This window comes from Acaryochloris marina MBIC11017 (genome assembly GCF_000018105.1).
Taxonomy (GTDB): domain Bacteria; phylum Cyanobacteriota; class Cyanobacteriia; order Thermosynechococcales; family Thermosynechococcaceae; genus Acaryochloris; species Acaryochloris marina.
The window spans coordinates 119576-136117 of record NC_009927.1 but is presented as its reverse complement, the minus strand read 5'-3'; the positions used below and the strand labels follow the sequence as shown (position 1 = coordinate 136117).

The following is a 16542-nucleotide window of genomic DNA, read 5'->3' as shown; positions in this document are numbered from 1 at the left end:
TCTCGATTTGGTTGCGATAATGGCAATTTCCGTATCCATATACGCAAATTCGTGGATTTTAGCAAGTCATTATGACTCTAGTGAAACTCTAACGAACAGTTTGGTCTTATATCGAAGAGTATTCTATACTAGTATCGATATTGATACTATTAACCACATGGCCAGTATCGACAAAATTGTTGCCAAAATGGGGAATAATCCCGCTGGGATTAAGTTCTCTGATTTGTGTAAGGTTTGCGATCACTACTTCGGGGAAGCTCGTCAGACTTCTGGAAGCCATCGGGTTTACAAGACTCCCTGGCAGGGTGATCCTTTCGTCAATATCCAATCCAAGAAAGGGATGGGCAAACCCTACCAAGTCAAACAAGTGTTAGCCGCGATCCAAAAGCTGGAGTCAATGTGATGGATGCCAAATACTATACCTACCGGGTCATCTGGTCTCAAGAAGATGAGGAGTTTGTGGGCTTGTGCGCCGAATTTCCAAGTTTGAGCTGGCTGGATGAAGATCAACAGTCTGCTTTCGCTGGCATTGTGGAATTGGTCAAAGATTGTATTGAGGATTTAGTGGCACAGGATGAGCCTATCCCTACCCCTCTGTCTAAAAAGCAATACAGTGGGAAATTTATGGTGAGAATTCCACCTGAGCAGCATCGTCAACTGGCTATCCAAGCAGCAGAACAAGGGATTAGCCTCAACCGCCTAGCTAGTAGCAAATTGGTATCTGGGGGTTAGATGAAGTACAAGGGCTATGAATCTGTGGTTGAGTTCGATGCTAATGATCAGATCTTCTTTGGTCGCGTCTTGGGGATTCGCGATGTCATTGCATTTGATGGTCAGACGGCGGATGAGTTAAAGCAATCTTTTCATAACGTCATTGATGATTATTTAGCCGACTGTCAGCAAGTGGGTAAAGATCCTTCTCAATCAAAATAGCTCATTGTTTCAACCTCAAGCTCCTTCAAGGCTTGATTCACCTCCTCCAGGTCAAACGCCTTCGGGTCAAAATCACTCCCAACCCATTCCAACCGCTCCTCATGCTCAGGATGTCTGGGGTTATTCAGTACCCTCAGCAGACGAGCATACCCCCAATCACCACCACAGTCTTCCGGTGGACAGGCCCGCTTTCCAGCCAGACAAATGGGATAGTTTTTTCCAGGTTTACTCTCTAACCTCTTCTCCACCTTGATTTCATGTCGCCACATATCCCCGAAGTCATATAGGTAGCCGAATGAGAATAAATCATCTTCGATCAGCTCCGCTAAAGTCATGGCTTCGTCTTCGCTATCCGAGAACTGGTGCAGATGGTAACCTTCCCACCCCATCACGACTTGCAATACAGAATGTAGTTGGGCCAGCGTCGTCGTCTCTGGGACTTGAATGCGCCGCCAGACTTGGGGCCGTACTCCCAGCAGCATGATCTTCATTTGATAGACGCTGGAGGTGGAAGTAGGCCGTTGCCCTGCGGAAGACTCGGCAAAAGCTGACTCGTCTTCCTGAGATTCTAGAGTCACCTCTCCAGTCGATTCTTGCTGATCCAACCACGCCACTTTCACCTCGCAATCATCCAGTTCCCCCAGTAGCTCCATATCCCATTTCATCTGATCGGTAATTGCAGACAACGTATCGCCTCCCTCAACCACAACCATCAGCTCATACTCATTCCCCCTCGGCTTAGGTTTGACCATCTGAAAAGGACTAAAGACCCGCTCCTCGATCTCCTTCCTGACCTTGCCCTTCTTCTTCCCTGAAACCTCAAGGGTCAGCCTCACCTGGACCGTATTCAAGGGCAGACCCACCGCCTTAATCTTGGGCCAGTTCGCAGGCTCCTCAACGACCGCCTTCAGCTCAATACCTTCCAACTGGTCTTCAACGATCCCATCCTCGCCCCCTGGCGCTTCCCCATGCACCTCATAGAATTGCTGCTCTGCCTTCAGCTCAATTCCCCGATCTGAATAACGGACAAAAGACTGCTCTGATTTGTGCCGGGTAACCTTCCGGGCCAGAATCGAGTCCATGTCTTTCATCACTAGTCGAGTCGCTAGGGTATGCCGTCCTCGGTGAGGATGGGCATTCTCCACCTCGGCAATATCAGCAATCGCCTTGAATATCTTGTAGATGCCCCAATATTGCAACCGTTGTCCTTTGCTGTTATTGGAGTGGGATACAAACAACGGTGACTCATCTTCAAGGACTTCACCCTGTTGTTCTCGCCACTGCTTGTACTGGTCAAACGCTCTCCTGGCCTTGCTCAAAAGTGGAACAGACCCAACGCTATCAGCCTTGGCTTCTCTGATGTGAACACGCTGACCATCATAGTCCCCAACATTCAACCCCTGAATCTCTGATGCTCTCAACCCATGATCAATCAGGTGCAGCAATGCCCGATCTCGGAAGGAATGAAACCCGCGATCGCAAATGGCCTGATATAGATTATCCACTTCGTCCTGGCTGAATTCCTGGGGCAGCAATGGATCAGACTTCAGCTTTTCTAAGAGTAAAGCTGGGTTTTTGGTGATGTAGTCCCGAACCGTCAGCCATTTGAAGAAGCTCTGCAATGCGGCCAAGCTCCGGTTAATGGTCGCACACTTGCGGAGCTTGCCCCGGTGGTTGGGTTCAGTCTTGAGATAGGTCTTGTATCGATCCAAGTCCCTGGAGGTAATCTCATGCCATCCCTTTGGGGTCCAGTCCATGAGCTGCTTCAAGTCTCGCTCATAGGCTTTGTGGGTGTTGGGTCGGATTTCGCGGGATCTTAGGAATTCTTCGACTCGCATCCACCGGAGATCGGCCAGTGGGGTTGTTGCGGGTTGGGTCCGGGACCGGGCAGCATCGATGGGGGTGGCGGCCTGGTCTGCCAGTACGATGAGATTTACTTCAGGGATAGCCATTGGGGAAGATTGCTGAGGTTGGGATGGTGTGATGTGTAGGGAGGTTAGCTATGGGGATTCTACTCCAAAATAAATGGGTGGGTGCTGGAAGTCTGGAGTGCTATAGCTAAGACTGAAATTAGGAAGCTATCAAAAAATCGTTCTTGAGAGATCCTTCGCTTTTAGCTTTTATGAATTAATACTGATGAATAACTGAGCCAAAGTTTTACCCATAGGATAATCACAATGGAGCAAATATTCTTTGGGAACTAAAGGACAGTGGCATTGGAGGCAGCAGTTGCAGGAGCGTTCATAAAGGCACTCTTTGACCTTGGTATCAAAATCTTTGATGAGAGGGATGAGATCAAGATTGATGATTCATTTCGACAACTGTTTTTTAATGCTACAAAAGCATACTTTCAAAACTACAGCGATCGACATGGGCAAGTCCAGGTTTTGGGAATGTCTAAACCCGTATCGTTAGATGCCATATATTCTGGTGCCCGAATGTTGGATACGGAGTCAATGAAAAGTTATGACTCTCGTGAAGCCCTGGAAGAAGCCTATCGAAATCGGGGCGACCGTCGATTCAGACACCATAACTGTCCCAAGCGAAACGGTATTGATATTGCTAACGAATGTGAGCGGCTGATTGTTCTCGGAGATCCAGGAATTGGCAAGTCTACCTTTCTAAGGAAAGTAGGACTAGAAGCGCTTAAGGGAGAGCAAGGAAGCTACAAGCATCAACAAATTCCAGTCTTCCTCGAATTAAAGTTATTAACCTCACCCGATCTAGATCTGGAAACCTGTATCGCTGCTGAATTTGAAAACTGTGGCTTTCCACACCCAGATGGCTTTACTAAAAAAGCTTTGGCAAAAGGGCGACTCCTTATCCTCTTTGACGGCCTGGATGAGGTTCTTGCTGAAAATCTTGATAATGTTATTCAGAAGATTCAAGCCTTTGTAGATCGATATTCCAAGAATCGGTTTATAGCCTCTTGTCGAATTGCCGCCTATCATACCTATTTCAAGCGGGTAACTACAGTTGCGATCGCAGAATTTGACGATGAGCAGATAGAGAAATTTATTACAAACTGGTTCTCATCTGAACTCGACCAACAGAGCCAGACAGCTCAGCACTGTTGGGAACTGTTGCAGAAACCAGAGAATAAAGGAGCAAAGGAGTTAGCTCAATCTCCTTTGCTCTTGACGTTTCTGTGCATGGTCTATAACAAATCCCTAACGGTTCCCAGTAGCCGACATACTTTGTATGAAGATGCCTTGAACATTTTGCTAAAAGAGTGGGCATCAGAAAAACGGGTTGGGCGAGGTCAAATTTATGAGGGATTCCACACAGACCTTGAGAAACAATTGTTGGCAAAAATTGCCTATCAGGGATTTGAGGACAATCAACTATTTTTCACTGAAGAGCAGTTGATGAAATCAATAGCTGATTTTTTGGGTGATTCGCTGGGTGCTCCAAAGAACCTTGATGCATCAGCAGTCTTGGAAGCAATTGAAGTTCAGCAAGGAATTTTCGTTGAGAGAGCAACTAATGTTTATTCTTTCTCTCACTTAACGCTTCAGGAGTTTTTAACTGCAAAGTACATTGTTAAATGGAACCTACTAGATGATCTAGTTGAATTGCACCGTTCAAGTGAACGCTGGAGAGAAGTCTTTTTTCTAGTTACGGGGTTGATGGGTGAAGCTGCGATCGGACTCTTGGAAAAACTGGAAGTACAAACTCAAGAGCTATCTGAACATCCCAAGTTAAAGAGATTGCTAGCTTGGGCAGGGGCTAAGACAACTCATGCATCCAGTGACTATTCTGGTGAAGTTAAACGAGTATTTACTCTAATACTAATCCTCGTCCTCGCCATCGCCAGCGCCATCGACCGCGCCCTCGACCGCGCCCTCGACCTCGACCGCGCCAGCGCCCGCGCCCTCGACCTCGCCCGCGCCCTCGACCGCGCCAGCGCCCGCGCCCTCGCCATCGCCAGCGCCCTCGACCGCGCCAGCGCCCTCGACCTCGACCTCGACCGCGCCATCGACCGCGCCAGCGCCCGCGCCAGCGCCCGCGCCAGCGCCATCGCCCGCGCCCGCGCCCGCGCCCGCGCCATCGCCATCGCCATCGCTAAATTTGCCCTGGATAATAAACTAATAACAGATGTTGATATTCAAACCCTCATCTCATATCTAGAAAAATCATTTGACTCATCAACAGTTTCAATCGAAGGAATCAGCTCATCACTGGATATCTCTCCAGAATTATTGGATCTGTCTACAGATGATGTGCAAGCCATCACCAACTACTTCTCAACCTGCCAGCTCATGATCGATTGCAGTAAACAAGCGAGTGGAATCTCTGCTCAGCAATGGGATTCCATCAAGCAGCGCATGTTCCTACCCAAACCTGCTGAGTGAATGAAGCAAGACAACACGAATAACCAGGAATTCAGCACCCCTGTTGCTCCCCAAAAATCTCAAACCTGCGATTCAAACCCTTTCCACTGACAGCAGGGGTATTTTTGTGATTATTCCTACTCCAAATAACTCCCCTTATCTGTATTAGACTAAATTTTAGACTAAAAAACGTATGGTATCCTGGCGATGGTTTAAGCCTTTCTCCTATGGGCTTTCACCACCGACGCTCAATGGAGTGGCCCCCGAAATGGCACGACCCATCAATCCCAAGTGCTTAGCGTGCATCGATTATTCCCGGTCTGAAGCCAAGCGTATTCACGGACCCCAAGGCGATGACTGCTGGAAGGACAATACCTGCGACAATAAGCGCAATCATTACCGCCACCGCAAGGAAAGCAATGCCAAGCGCAAAGGAAACTATGCACAGCGGAAGGTCATAACCACGCCCATAGAAGCCACTGAAACCTTCTCGATTCCCGTCCAAGCCCCTCTTGTGGCTTTGCTCTATCTCTACAAGGAGAAGCCCAAGGATGCCCATCTCCATGCTCTGGCCGTTAGTGTCTGGCAAGGGAGCAAGAAGTTAGCCGATATTGAGCCTATCCACTGTATGGGTATGACCAATACTCAAGTCCGTCACTACCTAAACCAGGTACTTAAAGTGATCCGTGAGCGGTACGGCATCACGGAGTTTGAGCCGCCGATTCGCATGGAGCCTTCTGAGTGCGAAATTGCAGACTGTCCCCTGAAGGATAAGCGCCATGTTCAAACAGCTTGAGCTAGATTTTGCAAGTGCTTTGGCTTCTGCTTTAGATGAACCGGAGCAGGCTGATATTTCTCTGATGTGTGCATCGTTGGATCAACATTTACAGGGTCGTTCTCCTCATGAACAGCTTCGGGTAGCTGGGGATGCGATCAAGGATATGGCTGAGGTTTGTCTTCAACGGGCAGAGTTAATGATCCAGGGTTGGGAGGAACGATACAACTCTGAAGGTCCGGTGCTTGATGAGGATTTCTTAGCTGGGATGGTTCAGCAGACCATGTTTTTGGATGTCTCGGACCTGTGCCGTCAGCCGAAGTCACGGAAACGACGCCAGGGGTTCATGGGGAAGCCTGTGGAGTCGGTTGTAGGTGATGTTAGCAAGGAATCAGTACTGAAGTTCGTGGAGGAACTGGAAAGCGGTGAGTCGGTTGCTATGAAGGTCAGTCACGAGGAGGATGTGTCAGCTTGGGTGGCTGCCATTTCAACGTATTTACAGCAAGTGCCTGGAAAGGTACCCATGGTCGAGCTAATGCAGGAGCTACAGTTATCGCTGGTGTCCATCTGGCTGGGGATGTTATTGGGTGGATTTCAGTTTGAGCAACGGGGTGGATTTTACGACCAGAATGTCTGGATTGAAACGGGTGCCTGAACAGCCTGTCTTGAAGACAATTATTCTTTCAAAAAATCATCCTAAGGTTGATTACTGCATAATCATGACTTCGCCGATTAAGTTGCAGTAACTTCGCCACCGCCAGCCCAAAAAATATCTTTATTGACGCACAATCGGCTTTCTCCTTTGACAAAGCCTGGATTAACTATCGACTTGCGTTAGAATGATAATCATTTTCATTCTTCCATGCTGACTAACTTTGGGATGAAAAAAGATTTCAGTGGAAGCCGGAGTACTACAAACATCATTACGCCTATGCTAAGTACTGAAACGACGAAACCTCAGTTAAATACTGCATTTCTCCGACGGCTCCAAAATCCGGATCGTCCAGTGGTAATCTTTGACGGTGCGATGGGAACAAACCTGCAATCCCAAAACTTAACCGCCGAGGATTTTGGTGGTGCGGAATATGAAGGTTGTAATGAATACTTGGTCATCACCAAGCCAGAAGCAGTAGCGAAAGTTCATCGTGATTTTCTGGCAGCGGGGGCAGATGTTGTCGAGACTGATAGCTTTGGAGCTAGCCCATTAGTCCTAGCAGAGTACGATCTGGCAGATCGCGCCTACGAGCTAAGTCGAAAGGCGGCAGAGTTGGCGCGTAGTTGTGCGGATGAGTTTACGACTCCTGAGAAACCAAGATTTGTCGCGGGTTCCATCGGTCCCGGTACCAAGCTACCGACCCTTGGTCATATTACCTATGACGAACTGAAAGCAAGCTTCATGGTGCAAGCAGAAGGTCTCTATGACGGAGGAGCCGATCTGTTCATCGTGGAAACCTGTCAAGATGTACTGCAAATTAAGGCGGCACTTAGTGCCTTTGAGGCGGTATTTGCCAAAAAAGGGGCACGTCTCCCCTTAATGGTGTCCGTGACCATGGAAATCCAGGGGACCATGCTAGTGGGGACCGATATCTCTGGGGTACTGGCAATTTTGGAGCCGTTTCCCATCAGTGTTTTGGGGCTAAATTGTGCGACGGGTCCCGATTTGATGACGTCCCACATTAAGTACCTATCAGAAAATTCGCCATTCCCCATTTCCTGTATCCCCAATGCGGGGCTCCCCGAAAATATTGGCGGTCAGGCGCATTACAAAATGACCCCCGAAGAATATACAACTGCCATGACTCAATTCATTGCGGAACATGGCGTTCAGATTGTCGGAGGGTGCTGTGGTACGCGCCCAGCACATATTAAAGCGTTAGCCGATGCGGTGGAACACACTCCACTAAAAGAGCGTGAAGTCCGACAAAATACTGTGGGGGAGATTCGAGAGCCTCTTGCCTATACGCCAGCGGCAGCGTCTATTTATTCCGCCCAAACCTATCAGCAGGATAATTCCTTCTTAATCGTTGGTGAACGATTAAACGCCAGTGGGTCTAAGAAAGTCCGCACCCTGTTGAACGAAGATGATTGGGATGGGTTGTTGGCGATCGCCAAATCCCAAGTCAAGGAAGGCGCACATATGCTGGACGTAAACGTGGATTATGTCGGGCGTGATGGCGAACGGGATATGCGAGAACTCGTATCACGCCTAGTGAAGCATACGATGCTCCCCCTTATGCTCGACTCCACCGAGTGGACCAAAATGGAAGCGGGTCTCAAGGTTGCCGGGGGCAAATGTTTGCTCAATTCCACCAACTATGAAGATGGAGAAGAGCGATTCTTTAAAGTGCTGCAATTGGCAAAAGAATATGGCGCAGGGGTTGTCATTGGCTGTATTGATGAAGAGGGAATGGCTCGAACCGCCCAGAAAAAATTCGAGATTGCCCAACGGGCGTATCAGGATGCGCTCAAGTTTGGACTTCCACCCCATGAACTTTTCTTTGACACGTTAGCCCTACCGATTTCAACTGGGATTGAAGAGGATTGAGAAAACGCCAAAGCAACAATCGAAGCCATTGGACTGATTCGGGAAAATCTGCCCGGTGTGCATTTTATGCTGGGGGTCTCTAATGTTTCGTTTGGATTGAGTCCAGCCTCGCGCATTACCTTAAATTCGATCTTCCTCAATGAAGCGATGAAGGCTGGGATGGATGGGGCGATTGTTTCGGCAGCCAAGATTTTGCCGTTATCGAAGATTGATGATGACCATCAACAGGTTTGTCTCGATTTGATTTATGACAACCGCAGATTTGAAGGGGATATTTGCACCTACGATCCGTTGACGAAGCTGACGGAACTTTTTGCGGGGGTGAGTACGAAAGACGCTAGGGCGAGTGCGTCCTTAGCTGATTTGCCCATCGATCAACGCTTGAAGCAACATATTATTGATGGCGAACGGATTGGATTGGAGGATGCGTTAAAGGTTGCGTTAGATGAGGGTCATAAAGCACTGGCAATTGTTAATACCTTCTTGTTGGATGGGATGAAGGTGGTGGGCGAACTGTTTGGCTCGGGTCAAATGCAATTGCCTTTCGTGTTGCAATCCGCCGAAACCATGAAGTCTGCGGTGGCGTTCCTCGAACCCTACATGGAAAAAATCGAAGGAGAGGACGAAGATCGCGGTAAAGGGAAATTCCTGATTGCCACCGTCAAAGGGGATGTCCATGACATTGGGAAGAATCTGGTGGATATTATCTTGACCAATAATGGCTACAAGGTGATCAATCTGGGTATTAAACAAGCCATTGAGGCCATCGTCGAAGCCTATGAAGAGCATCAGCCAGATTGTATTGCCATGAGTGGCTTGCTGGTGAAATCTACCGCATTTATGAAAGAAAATCTCGCCGCATTTAATGCTAAAGGGATTACAGTCCCAGTGATTTTGGGCGGTGCGGCCCTCACCCCAAAATTTGTTTATGGGGATTGTCAAGAGACCTACCAAGGGCAGGTCATTTACGGCAAAGATGCATTTGCTGATTTGACCTTTATGGATCGACTGATGCCTGCCAAAGAACAGCAGTGCTGGGTCGATACCGAAGGCTTTTCAGGAGAATTTGCTCAGTTTAATCAAAAGGGACGCAAGGCGATTGAAGATTTAGATCGAGAACTCAATGGTGACCAGCAGAAATCTGATCAACCCACTGTCATCGATACCGAACGCTCGACAGCGGTATCGATTGATATCGAACGTCCTGCGCCACCCTTCTGGGGGACGAAAATTCTTCAGAGTAACGATCTAGATTTAGAGGAACTATTCTGGTACATGGATTTGCAGGCACTGATCGCTGGCCAATGGCAATTCCGTAAACCGAAAGACCAATCTCGTGAGGAATATGATTGGTTTCTGGCATCAAAGGTTTATCCAATCTTGGAAGAATGGAAGCAAAAAATCCGCACGGAACACTGGTTGGAACCCACGCTAGTTTATGGCTATTTCCCCTGTGCGGCGATTGGCAATTCCGTTCATGTTTACGAACCAAGTGTCATCGAGCAGGGCTTAACACCCGCAACAGCAAGCCCGTTTGTCACTTGGACATTCCCTCGTCAGAAATCCATGCGTCGGCTATGCATTGCTGATTTCATCCGCCCGATCGAACACAATCAATTTGATGTCTTGCCGATGCAGGCCGTCACGATGGGAGAAATTGCCACCCAGAAAGCACAGGAACTTTATCAAGACAGCAGCTATACCGATTATCTCTATTTCCACGGGATGGCGGTGCAGTTGGCAGAAGCCTTGGCGGAATGGAGTCATGCCAGTATTCGACGGGAATTGGGCTATGGGGATTTAGAGCCAGATAACATTCGCGATATTTTAGCGCAGAGGTATCAGGGTTCCCGGTATAGTTTTGGCTATCCAGCTTGTCCGGTGGTCATCGATCAAGTGCCACAGCTGCAACTATTAAGGTGCGATCTCATTGGGTTATCGATCGATGAGAGCGAACAGCTTCATCCAGAGCAATCAACCACTGCTTTTGTCATCTACCATCCTGCTGCTAAATACTTTAGTGCTTAGGAGGTACCCAATGAGAGAAGCAACTGATAGATCGAATTGGGCTCAAGAATTTGTTGCAAGTAACTTACTGGTCATTGGCTACAACGCTTGGGCAGGTCATCTCAGCCAAAAACGTGGAGCAATTGTTTGCAGCACAAATTCTCCAATAATGGGGATTAGTGGAGAATCATTCAAAACCCACTTTGTCGGACGTTCGCGCCTTATGCCTTTCTTGAAGGCCTGGTTAGAGGCTCCTGATAGGGCAGTTTTGCCCCATTGCCATATGATTAATCACATCTTGGAAGTGGTCGATAATTATTCTCCAACCACAGAAGTTGTCTTGTTGCTGGAGTCTTTCGATCAGGCCACATTCTTTTACTTGAAAAACCTACCCATTACACCACCCCAATGCTACGAGCAAGTATGTAAGACTTGGGATGAATTCCAGCCAGGAGTACCTACTTGGCAAGATAAAAAACTTCCAACGGAAGCGTAATACATTTGTGATGAACTAGCATCAATCTCAAACACCGTGCCCTTATTAGCTTGGTCAGAGAAGATAGAGCTTCATATAGACCTCAACATAAATTGAAGTGTTTCCTTCAGCATGTAGCTTTTTGCTTTTCACCATGCAAAATATAGGGCTATTAAATATTTATCTCACACCTCTAAATTCCAAATTTTTTGAGGCTCCCGGACACTCAATTATTTGTTGGCCATCAAACACCAATTGACCATTAATCCAAGTCCTCAAAATACTGGAACTAAATCTATACCCCATAAAAGGAGACCAACCACAATGGTAAAAAGTATTCTCGGGTGTGACGGTAAATGGTGTGTCCATATCGACTAATACTAAATCGGCAAAATACCCTTCACGAATGTAGCCTCGATCAATTACACCATATCGAATAGCGGGATTATGAGCGGTTTTTTCAACTAGCTGAGCAAGAGACATGCGTTTATGAGTTACATGATCAAAAAGAGTCAGTAAAGCATGCTGTACTAAAGGTAAACCTGCAGGAGCCTGTGGATAATCCATCTGCTTTTCTTCCCAAGTGTGTGGTGCATGATCGGTGGCAATAATATCAATAAGACCTTCATGAACAGCTTGAATTAATGCAGCACGATCTTCGGCAGACTTAATGGCTGGATTGCACTTAATCAAGTTCCCAAGTCCCGCATAATCCTGATCGCTAAACCATAAATGATGAACGCATGCTTCAGCAGTAATGGACTTATTAGCAATCGGACCTGGATCAAATAAACTTAATTCCTTGGCAGTAGTAATGTGTAAAACATGTAATTGACTGCCATAACGCTTGGCTAAGCCCACAGCCAAAGAAGACGAAGCGAAACAAGCCTCAGCATCTCTAATAGTTGGATGATCGGTAATAACAGTAGGGCGATTGAAAGCTTTGACACGAGCCAGATTTTTTGCGATAACCGGGCCACTTTCACAGTGAGTGACGATTAATGTTGGTGCCTCCCGAAAAATATCCTCAAGTGCAGTTATATTTTCAACCAACAAGTTTCCCGTTGAAGCACCCATGAAAACTTTAACGCCACAATATTTACTCGGATCAAGGCGTTTGATTTGTTCCAGATTATTTTCCGTAGCTCCCAAATAAAACGCATAGTTTGCAACCGAACGTTTCTGAGCGATTTTATATTTATTCTCTAGAGCCTCAATAGTTGTAGTGGAAGGACTAACATTAGGCATTTCCATAAAACTCGTAATACCACCAGCCGCAGCTGCACGAGACTCGCTCGCAATAGTACCTTTGTGAGTTAGCCCAGGCTCACGAAAATGCACTTGATCATCAATCATTCCAGGCAGCAGGTAAAAACCAGCTGCATCAACTACCTCGTCACTGCCAGAGGGTGTTATTGATCTAGATATTTGTTCTATTCGTTCATTACTAATACGTACGTCTGATAAAAACACCCTACCTTCATTGACTAGCTGGGCATTCTTAATCAAAATTTTCTTAGTCATGCATCACCCTTTTTATTGCATGTATGAGCACGGTTCAACAGCAGGTTATAGTTTCGAGCAATCATCAAAGTTTTAAATTTCGGCCAGACCACCGTCTGACTGATCTGCCTCTGAGTCAGACTGTTACCTGATTGTGACCACATTTGAATCACATCATTACTCTCACCTTTCTGTCCGGACTATGGTTATCTTTGTTAGCTATCTAAGTTACATCGATTGACTTGAGCCATCTGCAACACAATTTGGTCAATAGCTTGGGTCAAAACCTGTCCCGATTGCCCAGGCTGGTTGACCAAAATACTGAAAGCAATCGTGCCATAGTCTGCGTTGTCTAGATATCCCGATAGTGCCCGCACTCCCCTTAAGGTGCCGGTTTTACCGTGAAGTTTTCCGTGCAGTCGGGTGTTTTGGAAGCGATTTCGTAAGGTGCCGTTGACCCCAGCGATCGGCAGCGAATTGTAGAACACCACTCCTTCGCGATGACGCTTCATTGCTTTTAATAGCGTAATCAGCGTTGAGGGCGGCATGCGATTACTACGGGATAGCCCTGAACCATCTACCTGGATATAGCTCTCAGGGCGGAGGCCCAAGCGCATAAGTTCCTGGTTCACCCTGCGTTGTCCGCCAACCTGGCGTAGGAGAGCATCTGCCTCGCTGTTATTGCTGTAGCGATTGACTTCAATCAGCTGCTGGTTCAAGGGTACTGGAATTTCAGGAACCCGATTGCTGATGAGATTGATGGCAGCAGCTGTTGTCAGCAGCTTGGTATTCGAAGCCGGAATCAGGGCGCGATCTCGATTGTGCTGATAGAGAACCGTTGGCTCAGCAACGGGTTCAACGACAATGCCCCACTGGGCTGTTTCAAAACGGGGATCCTCAAGGATCTCGTCAATAGCTAACGCCAGCATATGGGAACAGAATTTAGGCTTAACCCCACGCACTCGGTTTACGGCTTTTGCAACAGCGGTGGTGATTGGTATTGACTGAATTAACGACGGTGTCAAGAGCGACCTTTGCGTGACGGCATGACTGGGGGCTGCTTGGCTCAATACCGTCCCAAATACTGAGCATAGAGCAGCGACCGGGGCAATCGCTCGACAAATCTTTGTAAAGGGAATGAAGGAATTGAGTGAGGGCATTATGGACTCTATATACTACAGAACAAAGTTTTGAAAAGGATTTGAGCAATTCACTCCACAAAATCCTAAAGAACGAGTTACATCCAGGCCAAGACTCAGAGGTGAAACACGAAGAAACCTCAGAGAAACCCGCTAGCCAGGTTGATGAATAGGTGGAGAATTCGATTGGAAAATTGCAAGAGCTTTGGCTACGGCGCTTGAATTCTACAAAATAGCGTCTATAAATAGGCCAACGGATCGACTGGCTCACCCTGCTGTCTGACTTCAAAGTGTAAGTGAGGGCCAGTAGACAACCCCGTTGAACCTATCGCAGCAATGGTTTGGCCTCGCTGTACACCTTGACCTACGGTTACGTAGAGTTCACTACAGTGACCATAAAGAGTGGTTAAGCCGTTACCATGGTCAACGATGACCGTATTGCCATAGCCACCGTACCATTCAGCCACAATTACGGTGCCGCTATCTGCCGCAAAAATCGGGGCACCTGTAGGAGCACCAAAATCAGTACCAGCATGAAACCGTCTTCCTCCTAATACGGGATGAATTCGATAGCCAAAATTACTGGTAACGGGTCCAACTACGGGTCTAACCAGTTGTCCTGTCCCCAATATACGCTGATATCCGGGAGTGCCAGAGCGGAAGGCCACTTGTTGTTCGCCTAGGCGTTGGGCAATGATGCTAGAAAGATTATTAGCTTCTTGAGATAATTGCTGCTCAGCAGCTTCTAAAGCGCGTCGATCTGTTTTTAGCCGTGTCACCAATTCAGCTTGAACAGACGCTTGAGCTGTGTAATTCGCTTTTTGATACTGGAGTTGTTCTGATAAAAGGGCAATCTGGTTTTTCTGAATTTCTGCTAAGAGTTTCTTGTCACTAATCTCTTCTTTTTCAGTCTTGAGTGCTAGTAGCGACTTGCGATCAGCTTTATAGACCTGTTGAAGCCGATATCGACGCTCTAACAGTTCCTCTATCGATTGGCTCTGTAATAATACAATCCAAGTACTGGATTCTCGTTGTCGTTGCAGAACCCGAAGGCGAGCAACGGTATTACTCTGTTTCTCTTTGTAGGCGGTTTCAGCTACGGTCAAATCCGCTTCTATTTTCTGCAGTGTTTGGTTGGCTTGTTTGAGTTTGACTTCATTTTCCATAATTTGACCTTCCGTAAACTGAATATTCCGCTCTAATCCCCCTAAACGTCTTTTGGCTGCACCTTCCAGATTCTCAATCTGCTGTCGTTGCTTTCTAACATTGGATCGCTGTTCATCAACTTGTATCCGGCGCTCTTGTAAGTCGTTCAAGTCTGATGAATTTTGAGCTAAAGTATGCAACCCACCAAGGGTAAAAAGCAATGTAGCCAGGCTGATAGTACAAATTAGGCCCACCAGCCTCCGCCGAAACGGGGAGTTTCTCTTTCTGGAGCCAGAGTAAAGCTGTAAACACCGGAGTATCAGTTTTTGGCGAATAAGGTTTAACAAAACCGTTCAGACGTTGAGTGCAATTGGAAAAGTGGCATTTCAGGAACCCGATTGCTGACGACATTAATGGCAGCAATTGTTGTCAGCAGCTTGGTATTCGAAGCCGGAATCAGGGCGCGATCTCAATTGTGTTGGTAGAGAACCGTTGGCCCAGTAATGGATTCAACAACAATGCCCCACTGGGCTGTTTCAAAACGGGGATCCTCAAGGATCTCGTCAATAGCTAACGCCAGCATATGGCAACAGAATTTGGGCTCAACCCCACGCACCCGGTTTACGGCTTCTGCAACAGAGGTGGTGATTGGTATTGACTGAATTAACGACGGTGTCAAGAGTGACCTCGGCGTGACAGCGTGACTGGGGGCTGCTTGGCCCAATACCGTCCCAAATACTGAGCATAGAGCAGCGACCGGGGCAATCGCTCGACAAATCTTTGTAAAGGGAACGAAGGAATTGAGTGAGGGCATTATGGACTCTATATACTACAGAACAAAGTTTTGAAAAGGATTTGAGCAATTCACTCCACAAAATCCTAAAGAACGAGAGATGGTTCAGCAGAGTATTTTTACCACTCCCCCAAAAGCCCGGTGCTGACCGGCTGAAGCCGTAACTAGCGACTTGCTGGTGAATGGGAGATCAGGTTAAAAAATTCTTGGCGAGTGCGAGAATCACTGGAAAACACGCCTCGCATCGCACTGGTCGAAGTCCAAGATCCGGGTTTTTGCACCCCTCGCATCACCATACACATATGGCTTGCTTCTACAACTACAGCCACCCCTTGGGGGTTTAGGAGGCCCTGCAAGGCATCAGCAATTTGAGCTGTTAACCGTTCTTGTACCTGCAGTCGCCGAGCATACATCTCACAGATGCGGGCGATTTTTGACAGGCCAATCACTTTGCCATTAGGGATATAGGCCACATGGACTTTGCCAATAATGGGCCAAATATGATGTTCGCAGGAACTAAAGAGATCAATATCACGCACCAAGACCATTTCATCTAGGTCTTCGGGGAAGATGGCCCCATTCAGCAATTCATCGAGGGATTGCTGATAACCCGAAGTCAGAAATTTTAAGGCTTTAACCATTCGCTTAGGAGTATCTCGGAGGCCTTCGCGATCGGGATCTTCACCCAAGCCCAGCAACAACGTACGAACGGCGGCCTGCATTTCGGCCTCCGAGACGATGGGCTGAGCTTCAGTGGTAAGCGCAGGGACAAAGGTCGGGATGGAAGGCACAGTCATAGAAACTCCTAACGCGGAACGGAATAAGGGGCACTTCGAGATCCAGTCGGCTTCAATCCAAAAGCAAACTAGGTCAAAGACAATGATAATGATAA

At 47.4% G+C, this 16542-nt stretch carries 13 protein-coding genes and 1 pseudogene; 8 read left to right on the top strand and 6 right to left on the bottom strand.

Translation table 11 applies throughout. The features are described 5' to 3' along the window. Positions 1-157: 157 nt before the first annotated feature. Genes AM1_RS31120 through AM1_RS31110 form a run of 3 tightly spaced genes read left to right on the top strand, consistent with a single transcriptional unit; the run spans position 158 to position 933 of the window. On the top strand, positions 158-403 hold the full coding sequence (locus AM1_RS31120) for a toxin HicA (RefSeq protein ID WP_041661227.1): 246 nt from the start codon (positions 158-160) through the stop codon (positions 401-403). Continuing rightward, positions 403-732 (top strand): type II toxin-antitoxin system HicB family antitoxin, encoded by a 330-nt coding sequence (locus tag AM1_RS31115; RefSeq protein ID WP_012167059.1) that lies wholly within the window; start codon positions 403-405, stop codon positions 730-732. Before AM1_RS31120 ends, AM1_RS31115 begins: the two co-directional genes overlap by 1 nt. Then, positions 733-933, top strand: coding sequence for a type II toxin-antitoxin system HicB family antitoxin (locus AM1_RS31110; protein ID WP_012167058.1), 201 nt, complete (start codon positions 733-735; stop codon positions 931-933). Here AM1_RS31110 and AM1_RS43540 read toward each other — a convergent pair. Beyond that, on the bottom strand, positions 921-2885 hold the full coding sequence (locus AM1_RS43540; RefSeq protein WP_012167057.1) for an IS1096 element passenger TnpR family protein: 1965 nt from the start codon (positions 2883-2885) through the stop codon (positions 921-923). The genes AM1_RS31110 and AM1_RS43540 overlap by 13 nt on opposite strands. Positions 2886-3326: 441 nt before the next feature. Here AM1_RS43540 and AM1_RS42555 point away from each other — a divergent pair, with 441 nt between their 5' ends. From AM1_RS42555 to AM1_RS31080, 5 genes and pseudogenes are all read left to right on the top strand, one after another. Further along, the gene (locus tag AM1_RS42555; protein ID WP_187152984.1) at positions 3327-5288 is read left to right on the top strand and encodes an NACHT domain-containing protein; all 1962 of its coding nucleotides are present in this window, start codon (positions 3327-3329) and stop codon (positions 5286-5288) included. A 247-nt stretch (positions 5289-5535) separates the two neighbouring features. Beyond that, positions 5536-6063, top strand: a complete 528-nt coding sequence (locus AM1_RS31095; protein WP_012167055.1) for a hypothetical protein — start codon at positions 5536-5538, stop codon at positions 6061-6063. Next, positions 6047-6697, top strand: coding sequence for a hypothetical protein (locus AM1_RS31090; RefSeq protein ID WP_012167054.1), 651 nt, complete (start codon positions 6047-6049; stop codon positions 6695-6697). Before AM1_RS31095 ends, AM1_RS31090 begins: the two co-directional genes overlap by 17 nt. Before the next feature lie 276 nt (positions 6698-6973). Then, positions 6974-10615: pseudogene (gene metH, locus AM1_RS31085) on the top strand (methionine synthase). 10 nt (positions 10616-10625) lie between these two features. Next, the gene (locus AM1_RS31080; protein ID WP_012167053.1) at positions 10626-11090 is read left to right on the top strand and encodes a hypothetical protein; all 465 of its coding nucleotides are present in this window, start codon (positions 10626-10628) and stop codon (positions 11088-11090) included. A 159-nt stretch (positions 11091-11249) separates the two neighbouring features. Here the strand turns inward: AM1_RS31080 and AM1_RS31075 are convergent, their stop codons facing one another. From AM1_RS31075 to folE, 5 genes are all read right to left on the bottom strand, one after another. Next, positions 11250-12593 (bottom strand): dihydroorotase, encoded by a 1344-nt coding sequence (locus AM1_RS31075; protein ID WP_012167052.1) that lies wholly within the window; start codon positions 12591-12593, stop codon positions 11250-11252. Between the two features lie 194 nt (positions 12594-12787). Beyond that, the gene (gene dacB, locus AM1_RS31070; protein ID WP_194290190.1) at positions 12788-13732 is read right to left on the bottom strand and encodes a D-alanyl-D-alanine carboxypeptidase/D-alanyl-D-alanine endopeptidase; all 945 of its coding nucleotides are present in this window, start codon (positions 13730-13732) and stop codon (positions 12788-12790) included. A 218-nt stretch (positions 13733-13950) separates the two neighbouring features. Beyond that, positions 13951-15027 (bottom strand): murein hydrolase activator EnvC family protein, encoded by a 1077-nt coding sequence (locus tag AM1_RS31065; RefSeq protein ID WP_238549351.1) that lies wholly within the window; start codon positions 15025-15027, stop codon positions 13951-13953. A 299-nt stretch (positions 15028-15326) separates the two neighbouring features. Continuing rightward, positions 15327-15671 carry a hypothetical protein gene (locus AM1_RS31060; protein ID WP_012167047.1) on the bottom strand — a complete coding sequence of 115 codons (345 nt, stop codon included), beginning with the start codon at positions 15669-15671 and terminating at the stop codon, positions 15327-15329. A gap of 143 nt (positions 15672-15814) precedes the next feature. After that, positions 15815-16447, bottom strand: coding sequence for a GTP cyclohydrolase I FolE (gene folE / locus AM1_RS31055; protein WP_012167046.1), 633 nt, complete (start codon positions 16445-16447; stop codon positions 15815-15817). Positions 16448-16542 lie beyond the last annotated feature (95 nt).

Excerpts from the sequence above, each read along its gene's own strand:
- AM1_RS31120 (WP_041661227.1), top strand. The coding sequence starts at position 158 with ATGGCCAGTATCGACAAAATTGTTGCCAAAATGGGGAATAATCCCGCT.
- AM1_RS31115 (WP_012167059.1), top strand. The coding sequence starts at position 403 with ATGGATGCCAAATACTATACCTACCGGGTCATCTGGTCTCAAGAAGAT.
- AM1_RS31110 (WP_012167058.1), top strand. The coding sequence starts at position 733 with ATGAAGTACAAGGGCTATGAATCTGTGGTTGAGTTCGATGCTAATGAT.
- AM1_RS43540 (WP_012167057.1), bottom strand. The coding sequence starts at position 2,885 with ATGGCTATCCCTGAAGTAAATCTCATCGTACTGGCAGACCAGGCCGCC.
- AM1_RS42555 (WP_187152984.1), top strand. The coding sequence starts at position 3,327 with ATGTCTAAACCCGTATCGTTAGATGCCATATATTCTGGTGCCCGAATG.
- AM1_RS31095 (WP_012167055.1), top strand. The coding sequence starts at position 5,536 with ATGGCACGACCCATCAATCCCAAGTGCTTAGCGTGCATCGATTATTCC.
- AM1_RS31090 (WP_012167054.1), top strand. The coding sequence starts at position 6,047 with ATGTTCAAACAGCTTGAGCTAGATTTTGCAAGTGCTTTGGCTTCTGCT.
- AM1_RS31080 (WP_012167053.1), top strand. The coding sequence starts at position 10,626 with ATGAGAGAAGCAACTGATAGATCGAATTGGGCTCAAGAATTTGTTGCA.
- AM1_RS31075 (WP_012167052.1), bottom strand. The coding sequence starts at position 12,593 with ATGACTAAGAAAATTTTGATTAAGAATGCCCAGCTAGTCAATGAAGGT.
- dacB (WP_194290190.1), bottom strand. The coding sequence starts at position 13,732 with ATGCCCTCACTCAATTCCTTCATTCCCTTTACAAAGATTTGTCGAGCG.
- AM1_RS31060 (WP_012167047.1), bottom strand. The coding sequence starts at position 15,671 with ATGCCCTCACTCAATTCCTTCGTTCCCTTTACAAAGATTTGTCGAGCG.
- folE (WP_012167046.1), bottom strand. The coding sequence starts at position 16,447 with ATGACTGTGCCTTCCATCCCGACCTTTGTCCCTGCGCTTACCACTGAA.